Origin of the sequence: Aphanothece microscopica RSMan92 (genome assembly GCF_046613545.2) — a bacterium.
GTDB lineage: Bacteria > Cyanobacteriota > Cyanobacteriia > PCC-6307 > Cyanobiaceae > NIES-981.
On the sequence record NZ_JBKKKY020000034.1, the window covers coordinates 1 to 13,743 of the forward strand.

Annotated in this window: 8 protein-coding genes; all 8 read right to left on the minus strand. The window is 65.1% G+C overall.

Annotated features, from left to right (window positions below; genetic code table 11):
• Window positions 1-283: 283 nt before the first annotated feature.
• The 8 genes from ACLD7X_RS10385 to rpsT all read right to left on the minus strand — a co-directional run bounded on the left by ACLD7X_RS10385 (window position 284) and on the right by rpsT (window position 13,659).
• Entirely contained in the window at window positions 284-1,261 is a 978-nt protein-coding gene (locus tag ACLD7X_RS10385; protein ID WP_412007291.1) for a glycosyl transferase family 90, read from the minus strand.
• A 173-nt stretch (window positions 1,262-1,434) separates the two neighbouring features.
• Complete coding sequence (gene rlmN, locus ACLD7X_RS10390) at window positions 1,435-2,472, minus strand: dual-specificity RNA methyltransferase RlmN (protein WP_411423577.1); 1,038 nt, start codon at window positions 2,470-2,472, stop codon at window positions 1,435-1,437.
• A 17-nt stretch (window positions 2,473-2,489) separates the two neighbouring features.
• The gene (locus ACLD7X_RS10395; RefSeq protein WP_411423559.1) at window positions 2,490-2,687 is read right to left on the minus strand and encodes a hypothetical protein; all 198 of its coding nucleotides are present in this window, start codon (window positions 2,685-2,687) and stop codon (window positions 2,490-2,492) included.
• Window positions 2,688-2,760: 73 nt separating this feature from the next.
• Entirely contained in the window at window positions 2,761-6,861 is a 4,101-nt protein-coding gene (locus ACLD7X_RS10400; RefSeq protein WP_425625176.1) for a DNA-directed RNA polymerase subunit beta', read from the minus strand.
• 50 nt (window positions 6,862-6,911) lie between these two features.
• Window positions 6,912-8,816, minus strand: coding sequence for a DNA-directed RNA polymerase subunit gamma (locus ACLD7X_RS10405; RefSeq protein ID WP_411423560.1), 1,905 nt, complete (start codon window positions 8,814-8,816; stop codon window positions 6,912-6,914).
• A 102-nt stretch (window positions 8,817-8,918) separates the two neighbouring features.
• On the minus strand, window positions 8,919-12,209 hold the full coding sequence (gene rpoB / locus ACLD7X_RS10410) for a DNA-directed RNA polymerase subunit beta (RefSeq protein ID WP_411423561.1): 3,291 nt from the start codon (window positions 12,207-12,209) through the stop codon (window positions 8,919-8,921).
• A gap of 196 nt (window positions 12,210-12,405) precedes the next feature.
• Window positions 12,406-13,287, minus strand: a complete 882-nt coding sequence (locus ACLD7X_RS10415; RefSeq protein WP_411423562.1) for a TatD family hydrolase — start codon at window positions 13,285-13,287, stop codon at window positions 12,406-12,408.
• A 66-nt stretch (window positions 13,288-13,353) separates the two neighbouring features.
• Window positions 13,354-13,659, minus strand: coding sequence for a 30S ribosomal protein S20 (gene rpsT / locus ACLD7X_RS10420; RefSeq protein ID WP_411423563.1), 306 nt, complete (start codon window positions 13,657-13,659; stop codon window positions 13,354-13,356).
• Window positions 13,660-13,743: the final 84 nt, after the last annotated feature.

Here is a 13,743-nt window from a genome sequence, read left to right on the forward strand (position 1 = left end):
ACCATGCCCCATTCTCGCCTCCAGATCCATTGCAGTCACTGGGTTCTGGGCAGATTCAGCGGTGGCTGGGGAAAGGGGGCGTGCGGGCTTATGCGCGACACGCTTCTAGTGGCACTACACACCTAGCGAGGGGAGCCGTCGCATGAACTCGTCGGATCAACCAGAGCAGAAAGGGGGGTGACGATACATAGGAGCTTCAACGTGGTTTCACGCAACAGCCAACCAGAACACAAGCCGCTGTCAAGAGGCTAAGCATGTCCGGAGGAAGGCTAAAAGCAATTAGTCATATTTCAATTGCATCCAGCTGCTTGATACCTGAAAGAACCGCATCCACAAAGCACCCCCCTATAGTCTTGACATAGCGATTAGCCGCCCTGTAACCCATCCATGCAATCCATGCTGCCTGATCGGGGTGCCTTTCACACCACTCTTGCCGTGCCACTAAATCAGAGTAATCTTCAAGGACAGGCACGAAGTGCCGCCATGCCTGCATAAATCGATAGTAATAAAGCTGCCTGCAAGATGGCGGCCGGAATACAAGACATCCGGACAAGTGCTTATAGATCGTCCCCCAAGCCAAGCAGTTCCCCGGGATATCGGGATAATATTTATAGTTTCTAAACTCTGACTCAGGCACTTGTTCAGACAATATGCTCTGCATTTCCAGCCAGCTCTTGGCCTCCGAGCAAAATTGAGCTTTCAATTGGACCAGCCTGCTAAGCTTTATATCGCAATGAGCAGTGTCACGATAAGCCAGGCATAACCTTACCCGAAGATTATCCTTCAATGAATTCAGGTCGTCAATCGGATACACCGCCCCAATACCTGTTGTGCCTCCTCTCCAAAAGATCAAGGGCTTGCGAAGAATCCAGGCAGACTTAAATCGGCTAAAAGTCTGAGCTTTTCCCAGGTAATTCCCGTTCCGCGATGCTCGCATTGAATACAGGTCTGGGATAAGCTCACCAGCAGACAATCCATCCATGGATAAAACACCAGGCTCGCCAGCGTCGCCTGCAGATACTTGCGCAACATAGCGAGATCCTATTGCTGAATAAATCCTAACAAAGAATGGCATCCACGCCTGCAAGCATTCCTTAATACGTCCTTTATGAGCCAGGAGATTGCGCCTAAAGGTCAGTGCTTGGATACCTACCTCGGCAACCATTTCAGAGCCAGCATGCATGGCTATTTCGAGCGTCAAGGGATCGCGATCACGCCCATGCTCTAATGGCCGGAGGCGCAGCCGAACATCATTTGGCATGGACTGAGTGAAACATTCATGCCATTCCGCAACAGTCGCAGCGACGCCGGAAGAGCCAGATAAATTCATTAGAAACGAAAACAATAGCGATTCTTAAATGATTTGGCGGCTTAGTTGTTGCCGAATTCCGTCAAACCGTAAAGTGAAATACTCAAGATATTCTAGCAGTATATTCAGTCATCATTTTGCCGCCGCCGCAACTGCCCACACGCCGCATCCGCATCCAACCCCCGGCTGGCCCGCACACTCACCGCCACCCGCCGCTCCTGCAGCACCCGCCGGAAGGTCCCCACGGCAGCTGAGCTGGGCCGCTGAAACTCCTCCTCCTCGATGGGGTTGTAGGGAATCAGATTCACATGGCTCTGAAACCCCCGGATCAGCCGGGCCAGGGCCTCGGCGTGGTGGGGCTGGTCGTTCAAACCGCCCAGCAGGATGTACTCGAAGCTCACGCGCCGCCCGGTGATCGCCACATACCGGCGGCAGTCGTCCAGCAGAGCCTCAATCGGATAGGCATGGGCTGTGGGGATCAGTTCCTCCCGCAGCGCCTGATCCGGGGCATGCAGGCTCACCGCCAGGGTGAACTGGGCGCGGCCCAGCCGCTCAAGGGCCTGCTCCGCCAGGGTGGGCAGGGTGCGGGGCACGCCCACCGTGCTCACCGTGATCTGGCGCTGGGCCATGCCCAGGTCGGTGCAGAGGCAGTCGATCGCCGCCAGCACCGCCTCGATGTTGAGCAGCGGCTCGCCCATGCCCATGAACACCACGTGGCTGGGTCGCTCGCCCATCACCTCCCGCACACAGAGCACCTGGTCCACGATCTCGTGCACCGCCAGGGAGCGCTGCAGGCCACCCTTGCCGGTGGCGCAGAAGCGGCAGGCCATCGGGCAGCCCACCTGGCTGCTCACGCACACCGTCAACCGCCCGGGAGCGGGGATGCCCACGGTCTCGATGCTGAGGCCATCCGCCGTGCCCAGCAGCAGCTTGGTGGTGCCGTCGCGGGCCACGCTGCGGTGGAGCTCCCGCGAACGGCCGATCCAGTCGGTCGACCCCTTCGGTGGCTCAGCCAGCAGTTGCTCGCGCCAGGCCTTGGGCAGCACGCTCACCTGCTCGAGGCTGCGCGCCCCCTTGGCGTAGAGCCAGTCGTGCAGTTGCCGGCCGCGGAAGGCCGGCTGGCCCTGCTCCTGGGCCCAGGTCTCCAGACCCGCCAGGCCCATCCCCAGCAGGGGCTGGGTCACGGCCAGACCAGAAGGCCGTGGCCCAGCAGGTATTCCACCGCCACCAGAGCGATGAAGCCCAGCATCGCCAGGCGGCCATTCAGCCGTTCCGTGTGGGTGTGAAAGCCGAAGCGGGGCAGCCGGCGCTGGGGAACCGGGGTTCCCAGCGCCGTGAGCGGCACCTTGGCGGCGGGGGCGGATGGATTCGCGGGCATCAGAGGATCATCGCGTCAGGACAACAGCGGGGCTCGCCAGGGCTGGGGGCGGAGAACCGCCCCCGGGCGCCCCTCACTCCTCGCTGAGCAGTCCCTCCTCCTGGAGGCCCTCCAGGGCGGCGGGGTCGGCGATCAGCTCCTCTTCGAGGCCGTCTTCCTGGCTGGGCCGGGTGAAGGCCGCCAGGGTGCTGGCGCTGGCCTCGATGCCATGACGGCTGCGGGTGGCCTCCAGGTCTGCATCGGAGGGATCGTCCAGCACGGCCGTGGACGCGGCCGGGGCCGGCATCTCCACGGTGTAGTCCGGCCGGAGGTTGGGCATGCGCCGGTAGCCGGCGGCCTCCTCCTCGAGGATGTCGGGATGCGGGCCGGCTTCGGCCCGCAGTTCCTCCTCGAAGCCGCTGAAGCCCGTGCCGGCAGGGATGAGCCGACCGATGATCACGTTCTCCTTGAGGCCGCGCAGCCAGTCGCTCTTGCCTTCGATGGCGGCTTCCGTCAGCACCCGGGTGGTCTCCTGGAAGGAGGCCGCCGAGATGAAGCTGTCGGTGTTGAGCGAGGCCTTGGTGATGCCCAGCAGCACCGGCGTGAACTCGGCCGGCGCACCGCCGGTGATGGCCATGGCGCTGTTCACCTGCTCCACCTGACGCAGCTCGATCAGCTCACCGGGCAGCAGGGTGGTGTCCCCGGCATCCTCGATGCGCACCTTGCTGGTCATCTGGCGCACGATCACCTCGATGTGCTTGTCGCTGATCGAGACGCCCTGGCTCTTGTAGACGTTCTGCACCTCCGTCACCATCCGGAACTGCAGCTTGGAGATGGCCTCCTGGGCCGCATCCATCGTGGGCTTGCGGCTGCGCAGGTCTTCGAAGAAGCACTCCAGCAGCTCGTGGGGGTTGATCGGGCCATCGGTCAGCGACTCACCGGCGCTCACCTGCTGGCCATCGCTGACCATCACGTTGCGGCCCAGCAGAATCGGGTACTCGCTGATCACGTCATCGGCTTCGATCACGGTGACGGTGATCGTGTCATCGTCGTCGCCCTGCTTGATCTGCACGGTGCCGCTCTTGCGGCAGAGGATGGTGGATTCCCGCGGACGGCGAGCTTCCAACAATTCCTCGATCCGGGGCAGACCCTGCACGATGTCGCCGGTCTTCTGGCGCTCGAACACCAGCAGGGCCAGGCCATCACCGCGTTGCACCAGCTCGCCGTCGCGCACGTGCAGCACGGAGTCGGGCGACACCATGTAGGGGCGTCCCAGGCGGATGGTGACGGCGGAGCCGTCGATCGCCTCCACCTGGCCGCAGCAGGGGGACGGCACCCCCTCCGCCAGCAGATCCCCGTCGACGATGCGCTGATCCACCGCCACCGCCGGAGCGGCGCCGCCGAGGTCGATGGTGCGGGTGTCGCCTTCCCGCTCCACGATCAGGCGGCGGATCGGTTCACCGTCGGTCTGCTCGGGCAACTGCACCACGCCGTCCTCCTTGCAGAGGATCTGGGTGGTGGCGATCACATCACCCTTCTTGACGGTGTCGCCGTCCTCCACCTGCAGGTCGGTGTGGGTCGAGCCGTGGCTCGCATCGGAGAGGGTGTCGCGCCGCACCAGCAGGGTTTCCAGGATGGTGAGCTGCAGCCGCTCGATCGTCTTGGCCCGCTTGTCGGGCATGGCCTCCACATCCACCGTCATCTGGGGCGTGGTGTCGATGGTTTCCAGGATCAGCTGGGTGCGCAGCAGCTCGACCCCTTCCACGCTCTTGATCAGTTCACCGTCCTTGAAGGCCAGGCGCTGGGTGGCTTTCAGGCCCATCGAGGGACCGCCCGGTTGCTTCACCGTGCTGAGCTCCGGCAGATGGGCCGCATCCGGGATGGCGTACTCCTCCACCGGCCGCAGCAGCAGGGCGCCGCCATCGGGCGTGTCGACCGCCTCCACAAAGCGCATGCTCTCGGCCGTGAGACCCTTGGCGATCTCCTCACCGGGGTTGACCATCCGGCCATCGGCGAACTTGGCCAGGGTCTTGCTGTCGGAGACCAGGTGCAGCTCACCGGAGCGCACGATGATTTCCCGCAGGATGTCGTTCTTCTGGGTGACCGTCACGATCCCGGCGGTCTGGCTGAAGATGTCCTTGACGACCTCGGTGCCGGCTTCGATCCACTGGCCATCCTCGATCATCAGCAAGGAGATGTCCTTGTTGATCTCGTGGGTTTCCTGCGGGATCCAGAGCAGGGTGCCGCCCTTGCTCACCTCGTAGCCGTTCTTGGCGCTGCGGGCCTTCTTGATGGCGAGCCCCGGCGCGAACTTCACGATGCCGCCGGTCTGGGTGCGGAAGCGATCGTCCGCCAGCTCGGCGATCACCTCGCCGTTGCCGATCTTGCTGCCCGGCGCGGTGTTGAGCCGGTAGCGGTTGCCCTCCTTGCCCTCGAGGTGCCAGATCTCGCCGGAGTGGGTGGACTCACCCACCAGCTTGCAGTCCTTCAGGGTGAGGCTGGCCGTGACGATCTGCACCTCGCGGGAGTCGCCGCGGCTCTCACCCAGGCGCACCACGCCGCCGTAGACGCTGGGCTGTTTGCTCTCGGCCAGCACCTCACCGGTCGTGACGGCACGCTTGCCAGGGATGACCGGTTCAGCGTTGGGGGGGAGGTTGTAGACATCCCCGGCGAACACCCAGAGCCGGCCGAGACGGGTGGCCTTGTGGGTGATGTTGCCCTGGCGGTCGGTCACCTCCTTGGGCTGGATGCCGTCCTCGTAGCGCACCTGGCCGGCCAGATCGCAGATCACATCCTTGGTGGCCTTCTCCACGCTCTTCTTGACTGTGGCCCCCGTGGAAATCTGGGCCAGGATCGTGTCGGCAGGCACAGTCTCGCCATCGGCCACGAACAGGATCGAGCCGGTGGTGATGTCGAGCTTCTGAATCTTCTCCTTGCCGCTGGGCTTGAGCTGGAGCTGGAAGTCCGTCTCGGCGATCTGGGCATCGACGCCGTGGGAGGTCCGGAAAGCCCGGACCCGGGCCTTGGGGCCGAACTCCACCGCCCCATCCACCAGGGAGCGCACCACGCCGGTTTCGGCCGTGGACACACCGCCGGTGTGGAAGGTGCGCATGGTGAGCTGGGTGCCGGGCTCCCCGATCGACTGGGCGGCCACGATGCCGACGGCCTCGCCGAGGTCGACGAGCTGGTTGTGGGCCAGGGCCCAGCCGTAGCACTTGCGGCAGACGGAACGGGAGGCCTCACAGGTGAGCGGTGAGCGGACCTTCACGGTCCGCACGCCGGCCGCCTCGATCCGCTTGGAGAGGGGGGGATCGATTTCACCGTCACGGGAGACGATCACCTCTCCCTGGGCGTCGACCACGTCCTCGGCGGCGAGGCGACCCACCAGCTTGCTGGCGAAGCGGCCGCGCTCATCGGCATCGATCGGAATGCAGCGGGTGGTGCCGCAGTCGTCTTCCCGCACGATCACATCCTGCGCCACGTCCACCAGACGCCTGGTGAGGTAGCCGGAGTCCGCCGTGCGCAGGGCGGTGTCCACCAGACCCTTGCGGGCGCCGTAGGAGGAGATCACGTACTCCGTGACGGTCAGCCCCTCGCGGAAGTTGGTGCGGATCGGCAGGTCGATGATCTCCCCCTGGGGGTTGGCCATCAGGCCGCGCATGCCCACCAGCTGGCGCACCTGGGACATGTTCCCCCGGGCGCCGGAGTTGGCCATCATCCACACGGAGTTGAGTGGATCGTTCTCGTTGAAGTTGCGGCGCACCGCCGCCACGAGCCGCTCGTTGGTTTCCGTCCAGGTGTCGATCACCTTGGTGTGACGCTCCACCTCGGTGATTTCACCGAGTCGGTAACGCTCCTCGGTCTCGGTGATCTGCTCCTCGGCCTCGGCGAGCAGGGCCGCCTTGTCACCCGGGATGCGCAGGTCGTCCACCGAGATGGACACGGCGGCCTGGGTGGCGTAATGGAAGCCGAGATCCTTCAGTTCGTCGGCCATCGAGGCCGTGGCCGCCGTGCCGTGGTGCTTGTACGCCCAGGCCACCAGGTTGCGCAGGGCCTTCTTGTCGACGACCCGGTTGCGGAACGGCGGGGCCTCCCGCGTGAGCGGGGCATTCGTGGAACCAGCCACCTCGACGATGGGATCGGCGGCCTTCTTGGCGGACTTCTTGCTGGTTTTCTTGGCGGGGGTGGCGGTCATGGCTGCGCGCAGGTGGAAAGACGGAGAGGGCGAAGAGGGATTGGGCCGGCTCAGGCGGCAGCCACGGCGTCGATGATCGTGTGGTTGATCACCACGCGGCCCACGGTGGTGAGCAGATAGCGGCTGATCAGGGCTCCGTCCTCGTCGAAGCGGTCGCGGCGGTACTTCCACTGCTCCACGCGGGTGCCGTCGCTGAGGGTGATCTGCTCGACGGGCTCCTTGTCCTCGTCGTCGCAGTCGACATCGCCGCTGAAGCGGACCCAGACCCAGTCATGGAGACCGATGTGCCTCTCCTCGAAGGCGGCGATCACATCCTCCAGACCGGCGAAGGTCCGGGCCCGGTCACCGAAGGCGGGCTTGGGGGCGCCCGGCTGTTCCGCCGTCAGGTAGTAGGCCCCGAGCACCATGTCCTGCGAGGGGGTGATGATCGGCTCGCCGGTGGCCGGCGAGAGGATGTTGTTGCTGGCCAGCATCAGCATGCGGGCCTCCGTCTGCGCCTCGATCGCCAGCGGCACGTGCACGGCCATCTGGTCACCGTCGAAGTCGGCGTTGAAGGCCGGGCAGACCAGCGGATGCAACTGGATGGCGCGGCCATCCACCAGCTTCGGTTCGAACGCCTGGATGCCGAGCCGGTGCAGGGTCGGAGCCCGGTTGAGCAGGATCGGATGCCCTTCGATCACCTCCTGCAGCACCTGCATCACCTCGTCATCGGCCCGCTGGATGAGCTTCTTGGCCGCCTTGATGTTGTTGACGATGTTCTGGCGGATCAGGCGATGGATCACGAACGGCTGGAACAGCTCGATCGCCATCTCCTTGGGAAGGCCGCACTGGTGCATCTTCAGCTTGGGGCCCACCACGATCACCGAACGGCCGGAGTAGTCGACCCGCTTGCCGAGCAGGTTCTGGCGGAAGCGGCCCTGCTTGCCCTCGATGATGTCGCTGAGCGACTTCAGGGCCCGGTTGTTGGCCCCCACCACGGTGCGGCCGCGGCGGCCGTTGTCGATCAGGGCATCGACGGCTTCCTGCAGCATCCGCTTCTCGTTGCGGACGATGATTTCCGGAGCCAGGATCTCCTGCAGACGCGCCAGGCGGTTGTTCCGGTTGATCACCCGCCGGTAGAGATCATTGAGGTCGGAGGTGGCGAAGCGACCGCCGTCGAGCTGCACCATCGGGCGCAGATCGGGCGGGATCACCGGAATCACATCCAGCACCATCCACTCCGGCTTGGCGTTGGTGGCGATGAAGTTGTCGATCACCCGCAAACGCTTGATCAGCTTGGCCCGCTTCTGGCCCTTGCTGGCCGCGATCTCCTCGCGCAGCTGTTCGGCGGTTTCGGCCAGGTCGATGTCCTCCAGCAGCTGCTTGAGGGCCTCGGCACCGATGCCCACCACCGGCTCGTTCTCGATCTCCGAATCCTCGGCGTAGATCTCATCCTCGATCTCCAGCCACTCGTCCTCGGTGAGCAACTGCTTGTAGGTGAGGGCCTTGTGATCGCCCGGATCGAGCACCACGTAGCAGTTGAAGTAGACGATCTGCTCCACATCCCGCAGGGGCATGTCCAGCAGGATCGCCACGTAGCTGGGAATCCCCTTGAGGTACCAGACGTGGGAGACCGGAGCCGCCAGCTTGATGAAGCCCATCCGGTGGCGCCGCACCCGGCTCTCGGTCACCTCCACGCCGCAGCGTTCGCAGACGATGCCCCGGTGGCGCACCCGCTTGTACTTGCCGCAGTGGCATTCCCAGTCCTTGGACGGACCGAAGATCTTCTCGCAGAACAGGCCGTCCATCTCCGGCTTGAGCGTGCGGTAGTTGATGGTTTCGGGCTTGGTGACCTCACCCACCACCTGACCATTGGGCAGCGTGCGCTGCCCCCACTGCATGATCCGCTCGGGTGAAGCGAGCGTGATCTTGACGTAGTCGAAGTGGTTTTCGGTGCGGAGGTTGCTGTTGGACATGGGGCTAGCGCGCGGAGATCGAGGGGGTGTGCGTCAACACGGAAGGCGTTCCTGAGATGGCCGTGGGCGGGTGGCCGTCAGGCGATCCGGATTGATCAGCGATCAGTCGTCGTCGTAATCCGCGACGCCGAGGGATTCGTAGGTGGGCCGGCTCGGGGTGCTGCGGCGGGGGTTGACGTCCTGCATGAGGTCGACTTCCTCGCCCGCATCGGTGTACACCGCGATGTCGAGGCCGAGGGACTGCAGCTCGCGCATCAGCACCTTGAACGACTCGGGCGTGCCGGGACGGGGGATCGGCTTGCCTTTGACGATCGCGTTGAGCGCCTCGTTGCGGCCCTGCATGTCGTCGGATTTGACGGTGAGCAGTTCCTGCAGGGTGTAGGCCGCGCCATAGGCCTCGAGGGCCCAGACCTCCATCTCCCCGAGCCGCTGGCCGCCCTGCTGGGCCTTGCCGCCCAGGGGCTGCTGGGTGACCAGGGAGTAGGGACCGGTGGAGCGGGCGTGGATCTTGTCGTCCACCAGGTGGACGAGCTTGAGGATGTGGGCATAGCCCACGGTGACCGGCTGGTCGAAGGCCTCGCCGCTGCGGCCATCGATCAGCTGGATCTTGCCGGGATTCTCCGGGTCATAGACCCAGTCCTTGCCGGGCTGGCTGGCGGCCTCCTCCAGGAAGGCCTGGACGGTCTGCTTGGACTTTTCGGCCCCGTGCATCTCATCGAAGGGCACCACCTTGACGCGGCAGCCCAGGTGGGAAGACGCCCAGCCCATCAGGCATTCGAACACCTGGCCCACATTCATCCGGCTGGGCACGCCCAGCGGGTTGAGCACGATGTCGATGGGGGTGCCATCCGGCAGGTAGGGCATGTCCTCCCGGGGAAGGATGCGGCTGATGATGCCCTTGTTGCCGTGGCGGCCGGCCATCTTGTCGCCGACCTGGATCTTGAGGCGCTTGGCCACGTAGACCCGCACCACCATGTTCGCGCCGGGCGGCAGCTCATCGCCCTGCTCCCGGGTGTAGATCCGCACGTCCACCACGCGACCCCGCTCGGTGCTCGGCACGCGCAGGGAGTTGTCGCGCACATCGCGGGCCTTCTCGCCGAAGATCGCCCGCAGCAGCTTCTCTTCGGGCGGCTGGTCGGATTCGCCCTTGGGCGTGACCTTGCCGACCAGGATATCGCCGCTCTCGACGAACGCACCCACACGGATGATGCCCATCTCGTCGAGGTTGCCGAGGCTCTCCTCCGCGACGTTGGGGATTTCCCGGGTGATTTCCTCGGGCCCCAGCTTGGTCTGGCGGGCCTCGATCTCGTACTTCTCGATGTGCACCGAGGTGTAGAGATCGTCGGTGACCAGACGCTCGCTCACCAGGATGGCGTCTTCGTAGTTGTAACCCTCCCAGGGCATGTAGGCGATCAGCACGTTCTGGCCGAGGGCGATCTCGCCGCCCTCGCAGGCCGAGCCATTGGCCAGCACCTGGCCGGCGATGACCTGATCGCCCTGCTGGACGATGGGCCGCTGGTTCAGGCAGGTGTCCTGGTTCGAGCGCTGGTACTTCTGGAGGTGATGGGCGTGCTCGACGCCGTTCTCGTCACGGATGACGATCGCCGTGGCATCCACGAAGGTGACCGTGCCGTTGACCCGGGTGATCGGTACCATGCCGGAGTCGCGGGCCACCTGCGTCTCCAGGCCGGTGCCCACCAGCGGACGCTCAGGCCGCAGCAGCGGCACGGCCTGCCGCTGCATGTTCGAGCCCATCAGGGCGCGGTTGGCGTCGTCGTGCTCGAGGAAGGGGATCAGCGAGGTGGCCACCGAAATCACCTGGACCGGTGAGAGCTGGACATAGTCCACCTGCTCCGGGGGCACCTTCTCGAAGTCCTGGCGGTAGCGGACCGGCACGAGATCAGCGGTGATCAGGCCGCTGGCGTCGGTGGCCACGTCGCCGGGGGCGACGCGGCACTCGTCCTCGAGATCGGCCGAGAGATAGATCGGGTCGCCCTGCTTGAGCACGATTCCGTTCTCCACCCTCCAGAACGGCGTCTCGATGAAGCCGTATTCGTTCACCCGGGCGTGGGTGGCCAGCGAGCCGATCAGACCCGCATTCGGCCCTTCCGGTGTCTCGATCGGGCAGATGCGCCCGTAGTGGGAGGGGTGGATGTCGCGAACGGCGAAGCCGGCCCGCTCCCGGGTGAGACCCCCAGGACCGAGGGCGCTGATGCGGCGCTTGTGGGTGAGCTCGGCCAGGGGGTTGGTCTGGTCCATGAACTGGCTGAGCTGGCTGGAGCCGAAGAACTCCTTGATCGCCGCCACCAGGGGCTTGGGGTTCACCAGCTGGGCCGGCGTGAGCGATTCGGTCTCGCCGACGGTCATCCGTTCCTTGATGATCCGCTCGAGCCGGTTCAGACCGACCCGCACCTGGTTCTGCAGCAGCTCACCCACCGAGCGCACGCGGCGGTTGCCGAGGTGGTCGATGTCGTCGAGGCTGGCCCCGCCGACATCGAGCTCGAGGTTGATCAGGTAGTCGATCGTGCTGAGCACATCCTCGGGGGTGAGGGTGCGCACGGCATCGGGGATGGTGAGGCGCAGTTTCTTGTTGATCTTGTAACGACCGACCCGGCCCAGGTCGTAGCGCTTGGGATCGAAGAAACGGCTGTGCAGCAGGCTCTGACCGCCGCTCACCGAGGGAGGCTCACCGGGCCTGAGCTTCTTGTAGAGCTCCAGCAGGGCCTGGTCCTCCGAGGAGATGCCCTCGTCGTTGGCCGCTTCGATCGACTTCTGGTAGTACTCCGGGTGGCGGAGCTTGTCGAGCACGTCGTTGTCGGACAGGCCGATCGCCCGCATCAGCACGTGGGCGTTGATCTTGCGGGTCTTGTCCACCCGCACGTGCAACAGATCGTTCTTGTCGGTTTCGAACTTCAGCCAGGCGCCCCGGTTGGGGATGAGGCTGGCGTTGAAGGTCTTGCGGCCGTTCTTGTCCTGTTCGTCCTTGAAATAGACGCCGGGCGAACGCACGATCTGGTTCACGATCACCCGCTCGGCGCCGTTGATGATGAACGTGCCCCGCTCGGTCATCAGGGGGAGTTCGCCGATGAACACCTCCTGTTCCTTGATCTCACCGGTCTCCTTGTTGACCAGCCGGCAGGTGACATACATCTGGGAGGCGAAGGTCGCATCGCGACGCTTGGCCTCTTCCACGTCATGGCGGGGTCGCTTGAGCCGGTACTCACTGCCGATGAAGTGCAGCTCCAGCTTGCCGGTGTAGTCGGTGATCGGCGAGAAGCTCTCCAGCTCCTCGATCAGCCCCTTCTCCAGGAACCATTTGAAGCTCGCCCGCTGTACCTCGACCAGATCGGGGAGGTAAGTGGCGGTCTTGGCGACCTGGATCGCGCTGCTCATGCGGTGAACCTGCAGGATCGGATTGGTGGAGGGGACAGGCCGGCCGGCCTTTGCAGCTCTGAGGTCCGCAGCTGCCCACGCCAACAGCCGCTCCCCCCGCGGGGAACGGCTGCCGAGGGGGCGCGCCTAACGGGCTCGGATCAAGGCTGCAGGCGTCGACAACAAGGAGCGAGTTCGCTTCCAGGCCAATGAAACATCATACATTGTGACGCGGCAGCTGGAAAAGCTCCCGGGCATTGGCGGTGCTGACCCTGGCCACGCGCTCGAGGCTCTCCCCCCGCAGCTCCGCCACACGGGCCGCCACCGAGGCCACATAGGCGGGCTCGTTGCGCTTCCCCCGGCGTGGAACCGGCGCCAGGAAGGGGCAGTCGGTCTCGACCAGGTAGCGATCCTCGGGAACGAGGCGGGCGCAGGCATGGGTGGCCTCGGCCTTGGGGAAGGTGACGACACCGCTGAAGCTGATGTGAAAACCCAGCTCCAGAAAGGCCGCCATCTCCTCGGGAGTTCCGCCCCAGCAGTGCATCACGCCCCGGGGGCAGGCCCCCGCCCCCGCCCGCTGCCGCAGCTCGACCAACAGGGGCTCGGCCGCGTCACGGCAGTGGATGATCACCGGCAGGTCCAGCTCCAGGGCCAGATCCAGCTGGGGCCGCAGCACTGCGAGCTGGGCCTCGAGGTTGGTGTCGCGGAAGAGGTCGAGACCGAGCTCCCCAATCGCCACGACCCGGGGGTCGGCCTGGGCGGCCTCCCGCAGAACCTGCTGCGTGTCGGGCCGCCAGTGCTCGGTGTCGAGGGGATGCACCCCGACCGAATAGCGCATCTCGGGGAAGCGATCGGCCAGGGCACGGATCCCCTGGATCTCGGACGGTTCCACACAGGCATGGACCAGGGAGACCACGCCGGCCTCCCGCCAGCGCTGGGCCACCTGGTCCAGATCGTCGTCAAAGTTGCGAAAGACGATGTGGCAGTGGGAATCCACCAGGGGGACTGTGACCTGCCCCTCGGAGGGAGCCACGGCGACCGGATCGTGGGCGGCTGCTGCTGGGGCCATGGCGGCATCCGACGCGCTGGAAGCCGCCATGGTGTCAAAGGGGCGTCACGAATGGGGCCTGGCGAATGGGGCGCCAGCCGGGTGGGACCCGGACGATCAGACGCTGGCCGGGGCCGGATCGAGAGCCTTCTTGACGGCCGCACTCAGCCTGGACTTCTGATGGGCGCCGGTGTTGCGGTGCAGCACACCCACCTTGACGGCCTTGTCGATCTTGCTGAAGGCGGCGCCCATGCTCTGCTGCACGGCGGCCTTGCCGGCGTCTCCGGAATCCTGGTTGTAGGCCGAGCAGGCCGTGAAGCAGCGCTTCATCAGGGTGCGGAGCGCCGACTTGTAGCCCCGGTTGCGCAGGCGGTTGCGCTCGGCGATCTCGATGCGCTTCTTCGACGATTTGTTATTGGCCACAGGCGGACAGGCGCTGGTTCGGCAAACGAAGATCTTACCTGGCGGCTCGTTGGCCAGGGCAGCGGACCTCTAGCTTGAAGCCTG